10 protein-coding genes are annotated in these 22,038 nt (G+C 67.1%); 8 read left to right on the top strand and 2 right to left on the bottom strand.

The genetic code is table 11. The annotated features are described in order from the left end of the window. Positions 1–898 precede the first annotated feature (898 nt). Positions 899–5,848, top strand: a complete 4,950-nt coding sequence (locus tag ACFQO7_RS31020; protein WP_376809709.1) for an NACHT domain-containing protein — start codon at positions 899–901, stop codon at positions 5,846–5,848. An 848-nt stretch (positions 5,849–6,696) separates the two neighbouring features. On the opposite strand, the gene ACFQO7_RS31015 is transcribed toward ACFQO7_RS31020, so the two are convergent. Further along, positions 6,697–7,320, bottom strand: a complete 624-nt coding sequence (locus ACFQO7_RS31015) for a Fic family protein (RefSeq protein WP_376809708.1) — start codon at positions 7,318–7,320, stop codon at positions 6,697–6,699. Positions 7,321–8,546: 1,226 nt separating this feature from the next. Between ACFQO7_RS31015 and ACFQO7_RS31010 the strand changes: the two genes are divergently transcribed. From ACFQO7_RS31010 to ACFQO7_RS30995, 4 genes are all read left to right on the top strand, one after another. Continuing rightward, a complete protein-coding gene (locus tag ACFQO7_RS31010; RefSeq protein ID WP_376809707.1) occupies positions 8,547–9,503 on the top strand; it encodes an ATP-dependent DNA ligase in 957 nt (318 codons plus the stop codon). Positions 9,504–9,577: 74 nt separating this feature from the next. Next, complete coding sequence (locus ACFQO7_RS31005; protein ID WP_376809706.1) at positions 9,578–10,696, top strand: tyrosine-type recombinase/integrase; 1,119 nt, start codon at positions 9,578–9,580, stop codon at positions 10,694–10,696. Next, positions 10,693–11,019, top strand: coding sequence for a helix-turn-helix domain-containing protein (locus tag ACFQO7_RS31000; protein ID WP_027343943.1), 327 nt, complete (start codon positions 10,693–10,695; stop codon positions 11,017–11,019). Before ACFQO7_RS31005 ends, ACFQO7_RS31000 begins: the two co-directional genes overlap by 4 nt. A gap of 956 nt (positions 11,020–11,975) precedes the next feature. Further along, entirely contained in the window at positions 11,976–13,307 is a 1,332-nt protein-coding gene (locus ACFQO7_RS30995) for a site-specific integrase (protein WP_376809705.1), read from the top strand. 152 nt (positions 13,308–13,459) lie between these two features. Here ACFQO7_RS30995 and ACFQO7_RS30990 read toward each other — a convergent pair whose 3' ends face one another. Continuing rightward, positions 13,460–16,951 carry a M28 family peptidase gene (locus tag ACFQO7_RS30990; RefSeq protein ID WP_376809704.1) on the bottom strand — a complete coding sequence of 1,164 codons (3,492 nt, stop codon included), beginning with the start codon at positions 16,949–16,951 and terminating at the stop codon, positions 13,460–13,462. Positions 16,952–17,147: 196 nt separating this feature from the next. On the opposite strand from ACFQO7_RS30990, the gene ACFQO7_RS30985 reads away from it, so the two are divergent. The 3 genes from ACFQO7_RS30985 to ACFQO7_RS30975 form a co-directional block, all read left to right on the top strand. Further along, positions 17,148–19,880 carry a LuxR C-terminal-related transcriptional regulator gene (locus tag ACFQO7_RS30985; RefSeq protein WP_376809703.1) on the top strand — a complete coding sequence of 911 codons (2,733 nt, stop codon included), beginning with the start codon at positions 17,148–17,150 and terminating at the stop codon, positions 19,878–19,880. Between the two features lie 319 nt (positions 19,881–20,199). Continuing rightward, positions 20,200–20,532: a hypothetical protein gene (locus tag ACFQO7_RS30980; RefSeq protein ID WP_144127973.1), complete on the top strand. Its 333-nt coding sequence runs from the start codon at positions 20,200–20,202 to the stop codon at positions 20,530–20,532. 1,254 nt (positions 20,533–21,786) lie between these two features. Further along, positions 21,787–22,038 (top strand): hypothetical protein (locus ACFQO7_RS30975; protein ID WP_376809702.1); only part of this gene is annotated, 252 nt, incomplete at its 3' end.

Genomic DNA, 22,038 nt, shown 5'->3' with positions numbered 1-22,038 from the left:
CGCCAAGGTCCGACCCGCTTGGGCTACGCCATCTGGCCGCTAGCTCGCCGCACCGACACCACCTGATGGTGTCGGTGCGGCGAGGTGGTACGTGCGTGTCGGGCTCCCGGCCGAGCGGGCGTGTCGAATCGGCCGCTCGATCGTTGACGCAAGCGTCTAGAGGTGCTGTCCTGCTGATAGCAAGACAGCGGCGGCCATGGCTATGGTCATGGTTAGGACGCAGAGTCGGGTGGTCCGGCCCCAGCTCCCCAGCGCGTGTCGGACCACCCGAGCCAGTTCTGCAACAGCAGCTGACATCAAGGTCTCCATCGGTTTCACCCCCTTTCAGTAGCGCGAGCGGGCTTCACTTGGCCCGGCTCGTCGGAGCAACGAGTGGGAGGCCAGGTAGGCGACGCTTCTGTCGGAAACGTTGCTGTCCCTGTTCCGCGGCCCTTTGAATCGTTGGGCACTTAACCCCGCCGGAGATCTCAACGCTTGATCGCGTTCGTGGATACGTGGCGCCAATCAGGGTGCCAAAATCGCTGGCCAACACGCCCCAAATCGGACATCGAGTGCCTTTATCCCCTGTTAAGTACAGGAGGGGCGTTGTACTCCGAAACGCTCCGTTTCAATAGCTTTACAGAACTGGGGATTTCTCTCGCTTCGGCGACTTGCCGCCGCGTGTCCGCGCCGGCGTGACGCGGTCCTGTGATACTTTCTCGGGCCCGACATAGGTCGCTTCACACCCGGCGGCCATGGACTCGACCGCGGAGAAGCCGACGTGGACTCGGAGCTACGAGCACCCTCAGGTCCAGCGTCGACGTGGGCTCGCCTTCGTACCTGGGACGGATCGCAGTACAGGGCGTTCGAGGAGTTGTGCTTCCAACTCCGCACCCCGGCGCCGGATGGCTGGCGCACGGTGAAAACCGGCAATCCAGACGGCGGGGTTGAGTGGTATGACGTTTCGCCGAGCGGCTACGTACACGGCTTCCAAGCCAAGTTCGTCGATAGTGTCGACAATCTGATCTCACAGGCCCGTGGAAGCCTCGTCACCGTCGGAGCCAATCGCCTTGAACGCAACATCGTGAAGATGACGTTCTGTGCTCCATTCGATATGCCGGAGCAGGCACCTCAGCAGAGGAAACGAAAGATTCAGAGCGCACGCACGCGCTGGAACAATGCAGTTGAGCGATGGCGGGAAGATATCCCTGGCCTCCAGGACGTGGAGATCGACTTCGTTGAGGGTGGTGTACTGCTAGAGCGGCTCACCAGGCCAGGTAATGAAGGCCGGCGGCTCTTCTTCTTCAATGAGCTGACCTTCGGGCGCGATTGGTGCCGTCAGCAGGTTTCCCGGTCCAGGAACCAAGTCCGCGATCGCTACTCCGAGCGCCACCACATTGATCTGCCGGTCATTGACACCGTCGAGGGCTTGACGGTCGGCAAGCTGTTTCTCGACGACCTGAAGACTCTGGGGCAGCGGCTTGAGCAGGACGTCGAGCGGCGGCTACATGCGGTAGGTCAATGGATTGAGCAGCACGGCAAAATTGCCTGGCAGGCCGCGACGGGGCGTCCCGTTAAGAGCCTTGAGTCTATGGTCGGTCTGACGGCGGCGTGCCTGTCGCAGCTGCAGTCGATTGGTCGCTTCCGGCAGTTCACCTCGGAGAACTTCCCGGCCGACGACCTGCAGCGCGACGTCGTGACGCTGCGGGCTGGCGTGCACACACTCGGCCGGGAGCTGCGCAGTCTGTCCAAGGCGTTGTCGGCTGGGGCTGCCGAGGCCCCGGGATCTGATGACGGAGACTCGGCTGCGTTCCAATCGGGGTCAGGGCCGGACGGCCAAGACGGCCCATTGTCGGCGGCGCAGAGTTCGCTGCGTGATCTCGTAGAAGAGTGGCGGTGGGAACGAGTCAGCTCGGCGGCAGGCGAGCTGCACGAGTTGCTGGCAGGTGACCGGGGGTCGGCTGCCGAGTCGGCGGTGTGGCTGCTGTCAGGGCCGGCCGGGCAGGGTAAGACGCACACGGTCGTTGATGCGGCGCTCAAGCACGTGTCCCGCGGCGGGCTGGCATTGGTCATGCTGGGTGAACAGATGCGTGATGCGGATCCGCTGATGGAGCTGATGCGGATTTGCGGACTGGGCGACGTGCCTTCTGAGGTTGCCCTGCAGGCCATGAACGCCGCTGGTGAGACATCGGGCTCGCGGTTCTTGCTGGCCTTCGACGCCATCAACGACTGTGATGAGCCTCGCCGGTGGCGTACGGACCTACCAGCGCTGATGGACAAGATCAGGGACTATCCCCATGTCGCCTTGGCGGTGACGTGCCGGACCACGCTGCTGGAGGTGGTGCTGCCGCGGAACTGGGAGACACTCGGGTTGGTTCACACCGAGCATCCCGGATTCGACGGGCATGAAGTTGAAGCGTTGGAGCGGTACCTCGAAGGGGTCCCCCACGCTCTGCCCCGGATCCCGATGTTGCTGCCAGCGTTCACCAATCCGCTGTTCCTGAAGCTCTACACCGATGGACTCGCAAAACGTGCCCGGCAGACTGGAGTCGTGCAGGTCAGCGGTACCCAGCACCGCAGCGAGGTCTTCGACGATTTCGTCAACTTCCGCGAGCACGACATCTGCCATGAGCTTCGACTCGATCCGGGCGAGCGCCTGGTGGGTCGTGCCGTAGAGGTACTGGCTGAACAGATGGCCACCAGCGGCGCGGAGGTCCTGCCGCGGGAGCTTGCCAGGAGTTTGGTCGATGACCTTCTCCCGTCACGCACTCAGTGGCCTGACACCTTGTTCGGCAAGCTCGTCTCCCACGGCGTGTTGTCCACTGAGCGGATGTACCGAGATGGGGAGTTCTTCCCCGGGGTCAGCTTTCCTTACCAAGCCTTCAGCGATGACCGTGTCATGCGGGCTCTGCTGCGCCAGCATGGTGGCGAGGTGGAGAAGTTGCGTGACGGCTCCGCGCTTCCAGCTGACTCTGCGCTACGGCGGGTCCTTCTGGAGGTCTCGCCGAACTTGCGGGAAGCCGCGACGATCCTGCTGCCCGAGATCACGGGCGTGGAGCTTGTTGACGCCGTCGGTATGGCTGTCCCGGCTGACGACTCCTCTGTCGATGCGGTGAACCTCGAAGCGCTGCGGGCTTTCGTCGACACTCTGCCGCTGCGATCGGTGGTGAGCGTTTCTGCACGGACGCTGGAGATCTTCGAGGCCCTGCCTGACGGATGGTTCGGCTCAGTGGGCTTGAATGCCCTGCTGACGGTGTCTACCGAGCCCCGCCATCCGCTCAACGCCGATTACCTCCATCGTCGGCTACTGCGTCAGACGGCCGCCGACCGAGATGCCGATTGGGGCATCAAGATCTACGACACGTTGTCTGACGTCAAGTCTTTGCAGCGGCTGCTGCGGTGGGCGGAGCGTCTGCCTACCCCGCAGCGGCTGTGTCCTGGCGGCGCGACGCCGACCTCGGTGCGCGCGCTCGGCGGACGCAGGGCCGGCGGGCACACCGAACCCGTCCCGGCCCAGGCCAGTCTGCCAGCGGAGGTCGTACGTCTGGCCGCGACGGTGCTGACCTGGACGTTCGTGTCATCCAACCGGCACGTACGCGACCGCGCGACCAAGGCTCTCGGCCAGCTACTGCTCGGCTATCCGCAGACGATGATCGGCCTGGTCGAACAGTTCCTCCGCACCGACGCTCTTGCTGTGGACGACTCTTACGTGTTCGACCGGCTGGTATTGGCCAGCTACGGCGTGGTTCTACGATGCGGCCCCGCCTACGCCAAGTCGGACCTGACTGAGCTTGGCCGCAAGGTCGCGCTCTATGTGTACGCCGACCAGGCCTCGCCGACGCACGCTTCCCGGAGCCTGATGTTGTGCAACGCCGCGGCAGGTCTGCTGCAGGAACTGGGCCGCTTAGGCGCTCTAGAGCCCGATGAGGTCGCCGTCGCCACACATCCCCACTTCGCTCCGGAGGTCGGTGACGCTCCGAGTGAGGAGGAACTCGATCAGCGCTATCCCCGCGACGATCCTGAGCAAGGGTGGCTGACGCTGGGACTGTCCCTTCACCCGCAAGGCGACTTCGGCGACTACGAGGTCGAACCGCTGATCAGGCGGATCAGCCAGTTGCCGCTCACCAGGCAGCGACCTACGGCCACGGGACGATGCAGGCGCCAGCTCGCAGCTGACCGTCTCGACCGATTCGCCGCGTCGCTGCCGGAAGAGGTCAGGGCGACGCTCGGCAGCAGCGAAGGTGCGAACAAGCTGCTCGACCGGCTAGCGATCGCGGAGCTGGTCTTGGACGACAACCAGCTTGAGCTGCTCAACGGATGCGTGCTGCCGACTCCGGCGGACGAGGTTCTGTTCGACCTGGACCAGGACGCCGAGTTCGCCAATAGGTGGATCTTCGAGCGGGTTGCGTCACTCGGCTGGACGACAAGAAGGTTCGGGCAATTCGACCGCCACCATGTACGCGGCCGCGGCCGTTCCCCGCACAAGCCTGAGCGGGTCGGGAAGAAGTACCAGTGGGTCGGACTCTTCGAGCTCGGGGAACGGCTGGTCAACCACTACCATCTCAGCAGCGATCTCGATCATGAACCGGATCGGGTCGCGGGCTGGCAGCTGTATCAGCGCGATCTTGACCCTAGCCTGCCGCCGGCTCCTCACCGGCTGCCTGGCAGCGACCGGACGGCTGCCGGCGACGAGACCGAAGCCACCTTCCCCGCCAGCGCCCCTGGATTCTGGGCACCTCCTGCGCCGACGCTACCGCCCATCGAAGAAACCACTGAGTGGATCACTTCCGAACGCGATCTGCCCGACCTCGGGACGTATGCCGAACGCGTCGACGAGCATCAGGCGGCCTGGGTCGTGCTCGACGAGCTCGCCGACGACACCCTCGGCGGCCGCGGCCAGGCCTTCAAGCAGGCCTTGCCGCAGCAATGGCACCACATCAACAGCTGGCTTATCCGACCCAGTCAAATGTCGGCGATGCTGACACACCTCGACGGTGTGTCGCTGGTCCCCCGCTGGATGCCCGACGGTCGCACACCGAGCTACATCTACCTCGGAGAGTTCCCGCACGCCTACGCCGCCCACGACTCGTCCTCAGAGTTCGGCGATGATGACGAACATCAGGTCCGCTACACCGACCACTACGCCCCACAGGTCCCGAATCCTCACAGCCGGGTCGATGCGATGAGGACGTTGAAGTCGAGGCCATCTCTGTCGCGCCTGCTCGCCACCGAGGACCTGGAGCCGGAGGCGAAACTTCGCATGGTCGCCGACCGATGGTTCCCTACCATCGACGCCCAGGATCATGCCGACGAGCAGGAGCCGACGTCAAACGACGCCGATGAGATCGCTATAGACGACATCCTCGACCTCATCGGCTCCTACGCGGGCTCCAGCAACGAGCAGCAGGTGCCGGCCTCGGAGCGCACGCTGCGTGACGAGCACGGAAACCCCATCCTCGCGGCCCCGGCGACTCAGCACTACCACTGGTCCGGGGATTCGTCCGACTGCTCGCTGCACGTTGGAGTAAACGTGGCGCTGCCGGCTAACCCGCTATTGGCCGACGAAGGTCTGCGGCGGCACCCGGACCGGCCAGACTGGTACAGCGCTGCCGGTGATCTTGTGATCACGTACCGATGGGCATCTCGGCCAACCGGCGACGTCCGAACGTTGCTCGTCCGACGGGACTGGCTCCAGCGCCGGCTCCACCAGCTCGGCTTCGGTCTCATCATCGGGCTGTTCGGGGAGCGCCAGGTCACGGTCGAGCGGCCGCCGGTCTGGTCGACGTTCAGTCAGGCCGCCGGCCTCGATCCCCACCGCGGAGCGATTCAGGTGGGACATCGGGTCTGGCGACAGCGGAACGCGCGGTAGCCCCGTCAACGACTGCCGATCCCATCTCGGGCCAGAGGGCACCATCCGTAAAATCTGAGGGCGGTGGCCCCAAGAGCAGCGTTCAGGCTGTACCGCGCGACCGATCAGGGGCGCACTGGAGGTGACCTGCGACGAGCCGACAGGTGGGCCGCGCAACTCGGCGATCATGAACGAGCGTGGCTTGACCAGCAGCATGAAGCGTTCAGGTACTACGTCCCGCTCACTGCGGATGAATGGGTGGTCAGAACCACCGCAGAGCATCTCCTGCAAGATCTACACGACGGTCGCGCTGTTAACGCAGGGGCATTGGCGAACATCGTCGAGCGGTGGGCGGCATCGATCGCGCGCTGTACGACTTCTGTACGCGGCATGCTGCGTTGCTCGACGATTCCATGGCCATGTTCGATGCCTTCAAGCGCGGTTTGGGTGAGCGCTGACACGGCAGTCCACGCAGGTGATCAACGGCTCAGAAGATCTTGAAATTGCCCGAGAGTGGCTAACCGACCTGGAACAGCTGTTGGTCACGTACGACCCTGATCGAGATTGCTCGACGAGATCGGCCGCGTTCGCGCCAGGCATCCGCTATCGAGGCAGACCCAGAGCAGCCCCGGATTGACGACGCGATCGAAGCCTGGTGCGCAGCGGGTTGCCCCGACCTGGGAGGCTACGAACCGCGCGAGCCGACACGTGCGGAGCTAAAAAATCAAATAGACGCGCTGTTCGCCCAGCTCACCCCGTCACCATGGACGCAACCTGCCACGATCAGCCAATCGGCTGCATGGTTTGCGCATTCGGGGAACGGGTTAGCCTTCCGCGCATCAGTACACAGGATCGATTTCGGCCGAGAACTAGGCGATCGACTGGGTCGCGACGAATTCCGCGAGTTCCTCCGGCTGGCGATTGCCATCAAAGCGCCGCAAAAGACGTATATACTCTTCTTTGTCCAAGTTCCAGTCGTAGACAAAGACTGGGCCATCGCCCTGAGCTGCCACAAACACCAAGTCGGCTAGAAGCCGAGTGGATCGCCCGTTGCCATCGGTAAAAGGGTGGATTCGAACCGTTTCGGCATGAGTCGCGATGCCAAGCTGACGCGCCGTCCAGTCATTGGCGTGGTCCCAACGCCACTGGATGTTGCCCAGGCAGCTCCGCAGCTCGACAGCGATCACCTCTGGCGCCACACCGATGTTTACCTCATGGCGCCGAAACTCTCCGGCCCATTGCCATACATTGCCGTATAGCATTTTGTGCAATCTTCGGACGAAATGATCGGTTAGAAGATCATCAAGACCCAGCTCACCTTCGAGCACCTCGGTCAGCAACTGCTCCGTGACGACCAACTGCTCAGACTGCTCAAGATCATAGATCGCCGCCTTACTGACGGACTCTCCCAGAAACTCGCGCACGGCCGGTATCAGCGCAGCCAGCTCTTCGTCGGGAACCGGAGTCTCGCCGTAGCCTGGAGCCAGCGGCATCAGCTCTGCGACCGACGGCTTGCCATGAACTGTTCAAGGCGCGCTGGCCGAACATAGCCTTCAGGCAGCGTACGACGCTCAAGTTTCGCCGAGGCCAGCGTTGACCTGACCGCATAGCTGCGTACGGCTTCCTTGCTTACTTCACGCCTCTTGCCAGAGCTTTGACGGTCCACGACCCGAGCTTCCCTTCCCGGTGCGCCCGCAGCAACATGCCACAGGACAGGGCACTACCCCATCTCACGTAACGATAAGCCCACGAAGCGCATTTCCGTAGAGACCTCCGAAGCAGTGAGCACCTTAGGAGCAGATCCCTGCTGACCAGGCTATCAGCAGCGAGCCGGCCCCAGCACCTTCGAAGTAGCGCCATAGCCCTCCTGCGAGCAGATGCATAGTCAGTTCGGCCGACCTGGTCGCACCGGGGCCTGCGGGTCCGATGCAAGCATGCACGCCTGCCTGCAGAGCGCAGCCAACCGCGAGGCTCGTCAGAACGGCGTCACAGCAGCAGTAACAGTAGTCACCAGCGCTGCCGCGCCATCGTTAGCCCGCCGGTAGCCGATCTCTCCCAGCTAAGCACGATGATCAAGTAGGCAGGTCGGTCTCCGGCTGGGTGCCGGCCAGCAGATCCCGAGCCAGGCCTCGTGCCCGATCTGCGAAGCGACCGATCCCCGAGACAACCCCATGCACTTCATGACACGACAACAGGCGCGTCGGGCCGTCCACACGTACTTGGCCGTTGCATGCCTGGCCGCCTGCCTCGGCTTGCTCGCGGAGGGCCTGCGCTGGAACGACGCAGTTCGCGTCACGATATTTGCGATCTTCCTGCATTCGGCAGCGGGATGGCTGTGGTCCATGGTCAATGGCTCGGGCTACCGCGCAGGACTTCGGGACACCTCCGCATTTGTAGTGTTTGAGGCCGAGCACCGCGCCCGCCTGAACGCGGCCAGCTGCCTCACACCCGGAGCTTCATCCGAGAGACCAGCGATCCCCTACTAAGAGCGTGACCTGCACGGACAAAGCTCGACGTTGCCGATCTCGCCATGGTGCGGGCGCTTCGGGCCAGCCCGAAGCCATCGCGCTGCCGCCTGCCAACCGACCTGTGTCGGCCGAGCACACCGCACTGGCCATCCCCTCGGTGGTCGACGGCAGAAGAAAGGCGTAATGATCGGATAATGCCTGGTCGAGAACATGGTCGGCCCAGTAAGCACCTTCGTCCACCGCTCGCGTTGATGGCGGCCACGCCGATCGACGTCTGGCCGGTGGGACCGGGATGGCTGGCCGAGCCGAAGTTCGACGGCTGGCGGATGGCACTCTACCGACTGCCGGACCAGGTGATCTTGCAGTCACGACCAGGGCGGGACCTGAGCCGCTATTTCCCGGAGATCGTCGCGGCTGGCATGCGCCTCAAAGCCGGCACGGTTCTCGACGGCGAGCTGGTGGCTTGGAGTCCGGAGGGTCGTACTGATTTCGCGGCACTGCAGCGGCGAGTAGTCCGCCTCGCGGCGATGCCGTCCACGCATCTAGTGGTCTTTGACCTACTCGAGCATCCCAGCGATGGCGTGATGGTCGACCAGCCGCTGTCAGCGCGGCGCCGGGCTCTGGAGTTGCTGCTGCGTGCGCGGCCCGATCCACGGTTGGTGCTCTGCCCGCAAACAGCGTCAATGGCCGCAGCCTCGGACTGGATGGCATGGGGCTCCGCAGGCATCGAAGGCGTGGTCTTGAAGCAGGCCGACGGTAGGTACCGATTCGGCCGGCGCGATTGGGCGAAGATGAGGGCGCGCCATCCGGTTGAACTGGTCGTCGGCGGGGTCACGGGAGCTCTGTCTCGTCCGAGCACGTTGCTGCTGGGCGAGGTCGCTGGCAGCGGGCGGCTGGTGTTCCGAGGACGCACGGGGCCACTGCGTTCCCGGGATCGTGCCGAACTCGGCCAGCTGCTGCCGGTGTTAACCGGCGGCGTACGACCATGGCCGAACCCGCTGCCTGGACGGTGGGCGAACCTGACAGCCCAGCAGCCGCTGCCTTACGAGGAAGTCGAGCCCGTGCTGGTAGTCGAGGTGGATGTTGACGCTGCCTTTGAAGCGGGCCGGTGGCGGCATCCGCTCCGCTATCGGCGGATACGAGCGGAGTTGCTTCCGATGCAACTGCTTCGCATGGCGGGTGACGACTGGGATCAGCCGCTCGAGTGACCATGGCGCGCCGCTAGCCTGGCTCGAATGGGTCATACCGTCACTGACGACGCAATGTTGTGTTTAATGCAACCATGAAGGAGCTGGCCGCCTCGACCGTCGCCCCCAATCTGTTGCCGTCATCGGGAGTTGTCTTTCTCGATCCGGCGCCGGCGGTGCTGGAGGCCATGCTGGAGGGCTGGTCACGGCAGCAGCGGGTGCGGTTTTTGAAGGCGGAGACCATCCGGCGACGCGTGGACCTGGTGAGGCGGCTGTCGCGTTTTGCCAATCAGTACCCGTGGGAGTGGAGCGCAGCAGAGGTCGAGGCGTTCGTCGATCACCTGCGGGGTGGCCCGAAGCCAATCGTGTGCTCGACGGCCAGGGCGTACCTCAACGGCATCCAGTTGTTCTTGGAATACGTCACCGATCCGCGCTACGAGTGGCAGCAGCTGTGCGAGGAGCGGTTCGGGCGTGCTCCGCGGCAGGTTTTGGGCGAGTGGAACACCATCGCGCACGTCTCAGAGTACGAGGGCCGGCCGGGTCGGCGCCCGCTGACCTATGACGAGGTCCAGGCGTTGTTCGATGCCGCAGATGGGCGGGTCGAGGTGATCAGGTCCCGGGGCCGCAAAGGTGGCCTGGCTGCGCAGCGGGACTCGGCGATGCTCAAGACGGTGTATGCGTTCGGTCTTCGGCGCCGCGAGGCGTGGGGTCTGGATCTGGCCGATCTTCGTCGCAATCCGCGGGTGCCGGACTTCGGCCAGTTCGGCGCTGCGCTGGTGCGCTGGGGCAAGTCGTCGCGGGGCAGTCCGCCCAAGCGCCGCACGGTGTTGCTGGTGCCGGAGATGGACTGGATCGTCGCGGTGCTGCAGCAGTGGCTGGACGAGGTGCGGCCCAGGTTCCAGCCTGCCGGCCACGCCGCGTTGTGGGTCAACGAGCGCCATGAGCGGGTGTCGTGGCGCAGCCTCAACGACGCGTTCGTCGCCGCCCGGGAGGCGGCCGGCCTGGACCCGGCACTGGACCTGCACTGCCTGCGGCACTCCTACGTCACGCACTTGATCGAGTTCGGGTATCCCGAGCGGTTCGTGCAGGAGCAGGCCGGCCACGCCTACGCCTCCACCACCGCGTTGTACACCGGGGTGTCCGACGAGTACCGCAACCGGCTGTTGACCCGTGCTCTGCAGACACGCGGACCGAATCTGTGGGAGGCGTTGTGACCAGCGGACTTGCCATCGCATGGCATCTGCGGCTGCGGATGGCGGAGAAGGGCATGTACGCCACGACGGAGCTGGTGCCGCTGCTGGCCGAGCGCGGCGTTGACTTGTCCCGTGAGCAGGTTTTCCGGCTGGTGACCCAGCCTCCGCAGCGGCTCAGCATGGACACCCTGGCGGCGTTGTGCGACATCCTCGGCTGCACGCCCAACGACCTGATCGAAGTGCAGCCGGTGCAGGCTGCGGTGCGTAAGGCGGTGGACGAGGTCGACCGGTCCGGTCCGCCGCCAGTGCGGCGGACCGCCATTCGTCGACCGGCAGCCGAATGACCAAGGAGGCACTCGTTGGCGCGATGCGCCAGCGGGTGCTCGACCGGCTCAGTGCCTGCCTGCCCGGCCTGGCCCAGGTTGACGCCGTCCGGCTGGTCGCGGCGGCCAACGCGGACAAGCGCCGCGGTCTACGAGAGCTCGACGCGTTTCTGCAGCGCGGGCTCGACGTCCTGGTGTCGGCATCGTCGGACACGCCACCGGGCGCGTTTCGGCTTCTGGTGCTGCTGGAGGGCGAGGGCCATCCAGTACGGGTGCCGGTGTGCGCCGAGTGCGGCCTGCGGCGGACGCATCTGCCTGGGCGCGGCGGTCGTGGTCGCGTGTGCCAGAGCTGCGCGGCCAAGGCACGGGCCCGCCCGTGCGCGCGGTGCGGGCAGACCCGACCCGTAGCCGTGATCGAGCCGGAAGGTCCGCTGTGCCATCCATGCCGTGACCGGGATCCGCGTCGGCACGAGCCGTGTTCGCGATGCGGTCGAGCCCGGCGGGTCAACGGTCGACTTCCGGATGGGTCGCCGCTGTGCAGCACGTGCCATGGCAAGCCGGTCCACATCTGTGCTGAGTGTGGGCGGGTCGATAAGGTCGCACGTCGCGGGCCGGACGGGCCGTTGTGCCCGCCCTGCTACGAGCGCGGCGGGCGGCAGCCGCGCCGTTGCGGCCGCTGCGGCCGGACGGGGCGGATTTCCGTGCGCGGTCGCGACGGCGGCCCGGACCTGTGCCGGCGCTGCAACCGGCAACCCGTGGTGGAGTGTGCTGGTTGCAAGCGGCTTCGACCCTGTGCCTTCGTGGCCACGGCGCGGCCGCTATGCGTGTCGTGCCGGCCGAGACGAGCCACGCCATGTGCCCGGTGCGGCACAAGCTGCCAGCCCGCCGCCCGTTGGCCCATAGGTGGGGTCTGCCGCCACTGTTACCGCCACGCCCGCGCCAACCCGTCGCCTTGCCCTTCCTGCGGCAAAGTACGCGTGCTCGTCGCGGCCGACTTCCGAGGCCGCGACGTGTGCGGGCCGTGCGCCGGTACCACGATCGACTACACATGCCGTACCTGCGGGCAAGCCGAGGAACGATACCGGCACGGCGAATGCGTCCGGTGCGTCGCGCGATCAAAGCTGGAAGACCAGTTCCGCAGGCCCGACGGATCTGTTCCGGCGGAGCTCACGCCGCTGCTGGCGGCGCTTGCCGCAGCGCATCGGCCGCGTTCGGTGCTGGCATGGGTCGAGCGTGGTGACGGCAGTGCGGCACTGCTACGTGACCTCGTGCGATCCGGTTGCGCTATCACGCATGAGGCCCTCGATGCCGCAACGCGGCAGCAAGCCGCTGCCGCACTACGTGAGATGCTCGTCCACGCCGGTGTCCTGCCCCGCCGCGACGAGCAACTCGAGCGGCTGGCTCCCTGGCTGAGCCGGACGCTGGCCACCGCACCCGCGCATCACCGGCAGGTGTTGCGCGCCTACGGCAACTGGTCGGTACTGAGGCGTGCCAGGCTGCGCGCGGACAGGACCCGGTTCACCGCCGCCAGCGCCCGCAACGCCCGCCTCAAAGTCTCCACAGCTCTGACGTTCCTGCGTTGGCTCGACACGACCGACCTCACCCTCGAGCGGGCTCGCCAGGCACACGTCGACACATGGATAGAGGACGGCGGCCTCAATCGGCGGCTTCTCGGCGACTTCCTCACATGGGCCAGCCGGAGAGGACTGCCCCAGAAGCTGTCCGTCGCCGCGATCACCCCGTCTGGGCCCGACCTGTCCATGACCGAAGACCAGAGGTGGGCGCTGCTCGACCGCCTCCTGCACGACACGGCGATCTCCGTCGACGTCCGGACGGCCGCGTCGCTGCTGCTGATCTACGGCTTGCCGGTCACGTTCATCGCGACCCTGACCACCGACAATGTCACCACCAGCGGCGGCAAGCACTTCCTGCAGGTCAAGGAACATCGTACGCAGCTGCCGCCCGCCGTCGCCGCCCTGATCACGCAAGCCGCGTCCGCAGCGCGCACCTCGTCGCTGGTCGGGCGCGCTGTGCCCGGCACCCCGTGGCTGTTTCCCGGTCGCCTGGCGGGTCGGCCCATCTCGGCAGCCGCCCTGTGCCAAAGACTCCGCCAGCACGGAATCCGAATTCGCCGTGCGCGCAACTCCGCACTGATCAGCTTGGCTGAGGACCTGCCCGCGCCGGTATTGAGCAAGATCCTCGGGATCAGCATCACGGCTGCGATCAGATGGACGCGCTACGCCAGGCGGGACTGGCTCCCCTTCGTCGGCGAACGCGCTGCGTCGGCCGCGAGCCGGTCACAGCGATGACCACCTCCCACACAACCGGCTCGAGCCGTGGTGTGTTGACCGCTGACGACCCGCACCGGGCCGCACGGGCGTCTGCTGCAGGCCGAGGACCAGTGACCAGAGGAACGGGACAGGCGGCAGGGCGGGGCGAGCGCCCCACCCTGCCGTTGAACTTAGCCGACCTGCAGGGTCACGTCGTCCAGCACGAAGCTGGTCTGCAGGTAGGCGTCCTCGGTGCCGGTGAAGGTCAGCGTGACCGTCTGGCCGGCGTACGCGCCGAGGTTGACGGTGCGCTGCGTGTAGCCCGTGGCAGCGTTCATGTTGGACAGCGCCGCCACGGTGGTGCCGTTGGCCTTGATCGTGAACACGTCGTAGGCGAGCGCCCCGTACTCGTTCGTGTCGATGTGCAGCCAGTAGGTCAGTACCGCACTGGTGCAGCCCGACGGGATGGTGACGGTCTGGCTGATGGCCTCGGTCGCGGTGTAGCCGTAGCCGCTGAGCCACGCGTACCGGGTGCCGCTGCGCGGCACCTGCCCGATAGAGGTGCCGATCGCGCCGGTGGAGCCGGTCCACGGCGAGGTGCCGCTTTCGAACCCGCCGTTGAGGATCAGCTGGGCGGCGGTGCAGCCGCCCGGCCCGCCGGTCACGGTCAGCGTGTACGTGGTGCTGTGCGACACCGCACCCGTACCGGTGATCGTGATGGTGTACGTGCCGCCGGCCACCGACGAGCCGACCGAGATGGTGGCCGTCGACGAGCTGCCGGAGGTCACCGACGACGGGCTGAACGAGACCGTCACGCCCGTGGGGGCGCCGCTGGCGGTCAGGTTCACCGTCTGGGCGCTGCCTGAGGTGGTGGCGGTGCCGACGGTGGTCGTGGTGCTGGACCCCGCGTTCACGGTGCCCGACGCGGGGCTGGCCGAGATCGAGAAGTCGTTGGTCGGCGTGGACGTGCCCACGGCCCGGTTCCACAGCGTGTAGGCGATGCCGTCGGCCGACCGGTCCAGGCCGGTGGCGTTGATGTTGCTGGTGGTGTCGCACGACGAGTGGTAGCAGGAGTCGTAGGCCTGACCGGCCGTGCCGCCCCACTTCGACGCCTGGGCCGAGGTCTTGGTGGCGCTGGCGCCCATCGCGTAGCCGGAGGTCGGGATGCCGGCGTTCTGGAACGAGTAGTCGTCGGAGCGGCCCTGGCCCTCGACGTTCTCCTCCGGCTGCAGGCTGAGGGAGTCCCAGTAGGCCTTCATCGGCTGCGACGCGGTCGAGGTGATGTTGTTGATGAAGTAGCCGCCGTTCTTCGACCCGATCATGTCGAAGTTGTAGTAGGCCTTGATCGCGGTCCGCTGGGTGCTGGTGAGGGAGTTGACGTAGAACTTGGAGCCGTTGAGGCCCTGTTCCTCGTCGGTCCACCAGCCGAAGCGGACCTTGTTCAGCATGGTCGGGTTCTGCGCGGCGAGCGCGAGGGCGACCTCGAGCAGCGCCGCCGAGCCGGAGCCGTTGTCGTTGATGCCGGGACCGGCCGAGACGCTGTCCAGGTGGGCGCCGAACATGTAGACGTTGCTGGCGTTGCCGCCGGGCCACTCGGCGATCAGGTTCGGGCCTGCACCGCTGGTGCAGCCGGAGGTGCAGGGCTGCTCGGTGACGGTGAAGCCGGCGGTCTGCAGCTTGCCCTTGACGTAGGCCACCGACTGCAGGTAGCCCTGGCCGGTCGAGCGGCGGGTGCCGCCGTTGTTGGTGGCGATGGTGTTGAGCTGTGTCAGGTGCGCCTGCACGTTGGCGACGTCGATGTCCGGCGCGGTGCCACCGGGGGTGCCGCCGTTGACCGTGAGCGTGTACTGCGCGGTGTGGGTGATCGAACCGGCGCCGGTCACGGTGATGGTGTACGTGCCCGCAGCCGCACTGGACGTGGTCGCCACCGTCATCGTGGAGCTGTTGCCCGACGTCACCGACGTCGGGCTGAACGACACGGTGACCCCCGACGGGGCACCCGAGGAGGTCAGCGACACGGTCTGGGCGCTGCCGGAGACGGTCGCGGTGTTGACCGTCGCGGTGACCGAGGAGCCCGCGTTGACGCTGCCCGAGGTGGGGCTGACCGAGACGGAGAAGTCGGTGCTGGAACCGGTGCAGGTCGGGTCACCGGTCTGGGCCGGGACCGCGACCGCGTTCCACGCGTCCTTGGTCCGATTGAACAGGACGCACGAGGAGTCCAGGTTCTTCGCGGCGGTCAGGGTCGCGGTGCGGTACTTCTTGTGGGTCATGCCGGAGGTCTTCAGCAGCATGCCGCCGTAGAAGATCTTTCCGGCGGACTGGATGCCCACGCCGGTGACCGACGACGGGCCGCCCGAGCAGATGGGGCTGTTCGGCTTGCCGCCGCCCGGCGCGCTGCCCTCGGCGAGCAGGTAGAACCAGTGGTTGAGCGGACCTGCGGCCGCGTGTACCTCCGTGTTCGGGATCGACGAGGAGTAGCAGTTCGGGTGGCCGCCGACCAGCGACGGGTTGTACATGTTGCGGATCGGGCCGTCGCCGACGAGGTCGATCTCCTCACCGACCAGGTAGTCGGGTTCGTCGTAGGCGCTGGACTGGTTGGCGTATGCCTCGGTCAGGGCGCCGAAGATGTCGCCGGTGGCTTCGCCGAGGCCGGCCTCGGAGCTGGTGCCGCCGGGGGTGTTCTGGTCCATGCCATGGCCGAACTCGTGACCCACCACATCCATCGAGGAGATCCAGTTGCCCGCCTGGTTCTTGCCGATCGTGATCGTCGAGCCGTCCCAGTAGGCGTTCTGCTCGTTCAGGCCGACCTTGATCGGCCAGCTGCCACCGTTGCCGTTGTGCCCGTTGCGGCCCAGCCAGCCCGACAGCATGTCCCATTCCTTCTGCGCCGAGTACACCGCGTCGACGCAGCCGGTCTCCTTGCTGGTGCCCACCCCGTTGCCCCAGCTGTCGTCCGCGCCGGAGAAGACGGTGCTGGTGCTGTAGTCCTGGCAGTTCAGGCCGGTGCGCGTGGTGTCGCGCAGGTAGTACGTGCTGCCCGACTGCGACGTGGTGATCGACAACGGGCTGGGCCCGTTCCACTTGCCGGTGCCGGAACCGGCCGCGGCGTCCTCCTGCTTGGCCAGCACCTGGCCGGTGCGCGCGTCCACGAAGACATGCAGGTGGCTGGGGGCCGAGGCGGTGCGCCCGGCGACGACGACCTCCCACGCGAGTCGCGCGGTGCTGTCCTTGACGTGCACCACGAGGGTGCGTGACTCGACCTGGTCGACCTTGGTGAGCAGGCCCTTGGCGGTCTGCTCGGCGCGGTCGGCGGCGACCGTCGGCACGACGGAGACGTTGATCTTCGTCTTGGTGGCGGCCGAGATCGCCCGGATGGCGCCCCGGCCGTCGGCGAGTACGGCGGCGTCGCCGCCGACCACCGGCAGGCCCCGGTAGGTGCGCTCGTAGGCAATGGAGAACAGGCCGTCCACCCACGGGATCACCATGCGACGGTCGTACTGCTCGAAGGGGCCTTTCGCCAGCGCGTCGTGACCGCCGTCGGCAGCGCGGTCGGCTGCAGAGATCGCCAGCGACAGCGGGCTCTGTGCAACCGTGGGTGTAGGGGGCGGGGTGGCTGCGGTCGACTGGGTGGCCACCCCGGTCACGGTGCCCAGGGTAAGCGCAACCGCGACAGCGGCCGCCATAGCAGTTCTTCGATACATCGTAATCCTCCCGCCGAGATGGGTTGAGGGGTGTGGCAGCAGGGCCCGTGTTGATGGGATCTCCGGCAACCGGTGACAGCTCGGCTTTGGCGATGACACTAGGAACGGCGGAGGCTGGCCGAAATCAGGGCAACCCCTTGTCCTGGCGCACAATGCACCTTGGGTGCATCATGATCCGATGGCAGACTTCCCGACGGTGACGAGTGCGTTCCAGGAGCCGCCTGGCAACCTGCTGCCAGTGATACCGGCCGAGGTGTACCGCACCCGACGGGTCGTGCTGTTCGGGCCACCCGGGATCGGCAAGACCACCGCAGCCGGTGTCCTCGGGCAGCAACTGAAGCTGCCCGTCGTGCGTCTGGCCCCAGGCCCGCAAGACAGCCGGATCCCCCACGCCGCACTGCTCGAACTCGCGCTCGCCCTGCAGCCCCAGCCTGGCGCCCAGAAGCTGGCGGCAGGGCTCGACGACGCCGCAGAGCCCGGCTCGGTCGATCACACGAAGACCGCCCTGCGGCTGCGCCGGCTGACCGCCGCACTGCTGCGCGACACACCGCCCCTGACGCTGCTGGTGGACAACGCCCAGTGGCTGGACCCGGCCAGCGCGGCCATCTTGCGCTGGGCCCTGCGCATGGCCCCGAACCTTCCCGTCATCGCGGCCGAACGCACGTGGCATCCCGGGGCCGCAGGCCACTGGTGCGGGGAGGACCCATGCACCGTGCGCATCCCCGCGATGACGGCCGAGCAGATCGCGGCCCTGCTGTCGCCGTACCGGCTGTCCGCCAACCAGGTCACCGAGGCCCACACCCGCAGCGGCGGAAACCCGGCCCTGGCCCTGGCACTGGCCGGGGCCCACGACCGTACCGCGAACATGTCGGCCACTCGGGGTCCCGAAGGCGACCCGTTGCTCCCCTCGGCGGCCCGAAGACTGGTGGGCGAATGGCTGGGAACCGTGTCGGCCGACGTCCAGCACCTGTTGACATTCGCCGCGCTCGACGATCAGCCCGACCTCGTACTGCTGAGCCGCCTCGCCGGTCCGGCCGCCGAGAGCCTCCTGGCCGAGGCCGAGGCAGCCGGACTGATCGACATCGGGCAGCCCGACGGGAAGATCCGGTTCACCGCCGCCGCGATCGGCGCAGAACTCGCGGCCCGGCCGCCAGCGGCCGCACGCAGGCTCCTGCACACCCGCCTGGCCGAAGCCAGCCACGACAGCGTCCGCCGCGACCGTCACACCACGCTGGCAGCCGACACCACCGACCCGCAGTCGGCCTACCACGCCGCCCGCGCCGCCGCCCGCGCCAGGCTGCGCGGACAACACGCACTAGCGGCCGAACTGTCGCTGCTCGCCGCCGAACGCACCCCGCACGCCGACACCGATCTGCTCACCGAACGGGCGCTGACCGCCGTCCGCGACGCCGCGCACTGCGGCGACCTGCTCCGCGGCCAGATCGCGGTCCGCCTCGTCCTGCACCACGACAGCAGCCCCGCCCAACGCGTCAACGCCCTCATCACCCTGATCGACTCAGGCGGACAGCACCTGCACAGCGCCGACGAACTGTTCGCCGACGCACTCCACGAGGCGGCCGACCAGCCGGACCTGACCGCGCAGATCCTCATCCGCCAGGCGATCTGGGCCAACGTCAACGAAGGCAACCCCGGCCGGGCATGCGCCCTGGCCGCCCAGGCCGCCAGCCTGGCCCGGACCGCCGGCGACACCGCCACCACCGCCATGGCCCTCACCATGCAGGCCCGCGTCCAACGCATCCTCGGCCACCCCGAAGCCGAGACAACGCTCCGCCACGCCCTGTCCCTGCCACGCAGCACACACATCCCCGTCAACGCCACACCCGAACAGCTCAGTGCCCGCCACGCCCTCTTCGACGACCACCTGGACGAAGCCCGCAACGCCCTGCTGCCACTGCTTGTCGAAGCGGAGCGGTCGGGAGACGCCGAGGGCACCGTCGACATCCTGCGCAGCCTCGCCGAAGTCGAGATCCGCGCCGGACGATGCGCACGTGCCCTGAACTACGCCGACCGAGCCCAGTCGCTGACAGGCGGGGCTGGCCTGGACCCCGGACCGGCGTGCTACACCTCCGCACTCGTCGAAGGCATCGCCTCGCACACCGACTCCGCCCTCGCGCACGCACGCCGCGGGGCCGACACCGCCCGCCGGGAGGACAACAAGGTCTTCCTCTCCCGGAACCTCTTCGCCCTCGGACACCTTCTGCTGGTCACCGGCCATCCGAAAGAAGCCCTGCAAGCGCTGGAGGAGGTCCGGACACTCGAGACCCGGCAGCAGGTCCGCGACCCATCCGTCCTGCCCTGGCACGCCGACCTCGCCGAAGCCCTCATCTGCCTCGGCCACCTCGACCAAGCCCGAGACCTGCTGACCGAAACCCGGCGCACCGCTACCGACCTGGGGAGAAGCTCCGTCCTGCCCGCGCTCGAACGCTCCCAGGCACTCCTGGACGCCACCCTGGGCGACTATAACGCAGCCGCCCAGCGCCTCACCGACGCAGCCGACCACCTCCACCACCTGCCCATCGAACGCGGCCGGACCCTGCTGGCACTCAGCCACACCGAACGACGCGGGCGCCGCCGCGCCAGCGCCCGCACCGCCGCGCAGAGCGCCGCCGAGCTTTTCAACACCCACCAGGCACACCCCTGGAACGAAGCCGCCATCCGAACCCTCCACCGGCTGGACCCCGCCCGCACGCACCGCGACACGCTCCCGCGCCTCACCACCGCCGAACAGCGCTGCGCGGAGCTCGCCGCCAGCGGAGCGAGCAACCGCGACATCGCCACAGCCCTCACCATCAGCGTCAAAACAGTCGAAGCGAACCTCACCCGCGTCTACCGGAAACTCGGCCTCCACTCGCGCATCCAACTCGCACACGCTGTCATCCCCGGCACATAAATAACGACCTATCGCAACGGCTCCCAGAGGAACCCGCGTCCGATCCGGGACACGCACACCCCGCCACGTTCACCGCGGCGCTGGTCGGCACCGCGGCGGCAGCCCGGCAGGGCAACCGCGCGACGCCGCGTGCAGGCCGACACTGTGCGCAAGGGGGGCCGCCACCGGTGCTGGACAGTGGTCGTCGACGGCCTGGCTGCCGGGATGGACTGGTCGACGCTGCGCGACATGGTGTCGACGCCACGCAAGCGGCGTGGGCCGAGTTCGGCAGCCTCGTCGAGGGCCGGCTCACCCCGCCCAGCAGCACCCCGACCATGCGATGGTCCTGACGGCGGGCCTGGCCGGGATGCACGACCTGGAACGGCCTACGGCATCGACGCCGACGACCTGGGCGACAGTTCCAGCATCGGCGCCGAGCCGAAAATCCGCGCGCCATCCGGAAACCGTGCAGCTGCTCGGCGAAGACGTGTGGATCGCGGTCGCCTTGCCCGGCCAGGCGCAGGGTTGCCCCACCGAGGGCGTCGACGTCATCGCCCAGTGGATGTCGGCGGCCGACGACACCGCGACCCGGACTGGGTACGCGAAGCCATCGCGTCCAACATCGGCAACGGTTTACCACCACCCGGGCGACGACCTCGAGGCGCTGCACTGATCGGCGGAACCGCCGCCCGCCCGCCCCGATGGACCGAAACCTAGACCGGCTCGGCCACCGAATGCGCCACCGGCGCGCCGAGCCGACCGCTCGGGTGCCTCCAATGCAGGTAGCCAGGGCAAAGGCTATCGCGCCACCGCCGGGCGCGCCCGTCCGGCAGGCGTGCCGCGACAGTTACGGCCGCGGCGGCGGCGTGCTTCCGTGGAAGCACCCGATCGGAGTGCCAGCTCCGCCGACAGCCAGGAGCCCGGCAACTGGGTGGGCCCGGACATGACCACCCTGTCCGCTCTCGCACCGGCAGCGACCTTGGCTCCGTGGCGATGATCGTCCCGCTCGCGGCGATGTCAGCGCCTCCAGGCTGCTCAACCATACTGACCCGGCCGCATTCTCGGATGCATACACGTTGGCCGCTGCCCGACAGAGGCGTTCAGGACGGCAGCGTGTTGGCTCTTGAACAAAGCTTCGCCTTCCTCGCCCGAGACCGACACAAGTTCGACACGATATGCAACCGGGTGAAGTCGTCCTCGGACGAGGACCGACCGCTGCTCGTCGGCGGACGCCACGGCCTGCGCTCTGGCGACGGCAAGCCTTACCCGCCGGCCACCGCAACCGCAATTCCCGGCATCCGGAGACGCCCGGTGCTCACGGGTTTTATCGTCGGCAGCGCGGGTCTCGCAGACGCCAGCACGGTCCGCTCATGTGGATGGCGAAAGGGCGCGTTGTGTCCAGTCTTCAGGAGGTCATAGCGGCGCTGATCCCGGGCCGCCGTAGCAGGGCACTCCTCACGATCTCGCGACCGGGCATCAAGCAGGTGAGCCTTACGCCGGAGGTCGGGACGGGACCTGGAATACCAGCGGCAGATATCCCATCTAGTGAACGCCGCGCTGAGCCTCTGCGCCAGCCTGTTCGCGCCGGTGCCGTAGGCGGCGTGAGTGAGCCAGGCGAGGGCGACCTGTGCGCGCAGGCCGAGGGAATACCGCAGATTCCGAATATATACGCTCCGCCAGCTATACGAGCGGATCTCATGCTGTAGGTACCCGGTTGGCGCGCTTCCAGCCCGCCGTGCCCCGCCGGATGTGTGCTGACGGTGGCGAGCGATGCCGCATTGGCGTTTGCGTATTTCGAGCACGGCGGATTTGCGCCTCGGTTCTGGTGTCGGCCGCCGGAGCTTTGATAAGGCGTGCGCGCTGTCCAGCCGAAGTGCTTTGGCCAATTTTGACCTAAGCCACGCCGAAGACATGCAACGTTGCGCGTATGAGTGAACAGGTACGACGAGCGGCAAGGGTCGTGCGTGTGGTGACTCCGATCGGCATGTTGCTCCTGCTGGCGGGGCTGATCTTGCTGGCCCCAGGCTGGTGGGCCAAGACGTCGGCAGACGTAGGCGGCGCGTTGGCGCGGCACTGGCCAGCAACGCTCTTGATCACCGCTGGAATCGCCGCCATAGTGACTAGCCTCGCTCTTTCGCGAAGGTTCGCCCGCATAGTAGATCTTGAAAGCGAAAGTGCC

The organism is Catellatospora aurea (assembly GCF_042663325.1).
Taxonomy (GTDB): domain Bacteria; phylum Actinomycetota; class Actinomycetes; order Mycobacteriales; family Micromonosporaceae; genus Catellatospora; species Catellatospora aurea.
This window is presented reverse-complemented; position numbering and strand designations above follow the sequence as displayed.

Bases quoted from the DNA above. Each gene is read 5' to 3' on its own strand.
- ACFQO7_RS31015 (WP_376809708.1), bottom strand. From the start codon at position 7,320: ATGCCGCTGGCTCCAGGCTACGGCGAGACTCCGGTTCCCGACGAAGAG.
- ACFQO7_RS31010 (WP_376809707.1), top strand. From the start codon at position 8,547: ATGGCGGCCACGCCGATCGACGTCTGGCCGGTGGGACCGGGATGGCTG.
- ACFQO7_RS31005 (WP_376809706.1), top strand. From the start codon at position 9,578: ATGAAGGAGCTGGCCGCCTCGACCGTCGCCCCCAATCTGTTGCCGTCA.
- ACFQO7_RS30990 (WP_376809704.1), bottom strand. From the start codon at position 16,951: ATGGCGGCCGCTGTCGCGGTTGCGCTTACCCTGGGCACCGTGACCGGG.
- ACFQO7_RS30985 (WP_376809703.1), top strand. From the start codon at position 17,148: ATGGCAGACTTCCCGACGGTGACGAGTGCGTTCCAGGAGCCGCCTGGC.
- ACFQO7_RS30980 (WP_144127973.1), top strand. From the start codon at position 20,200: ATGGTCCTGACGGCGGGCCTGGCCGGGATGCACGACCTGGAACGGCCT.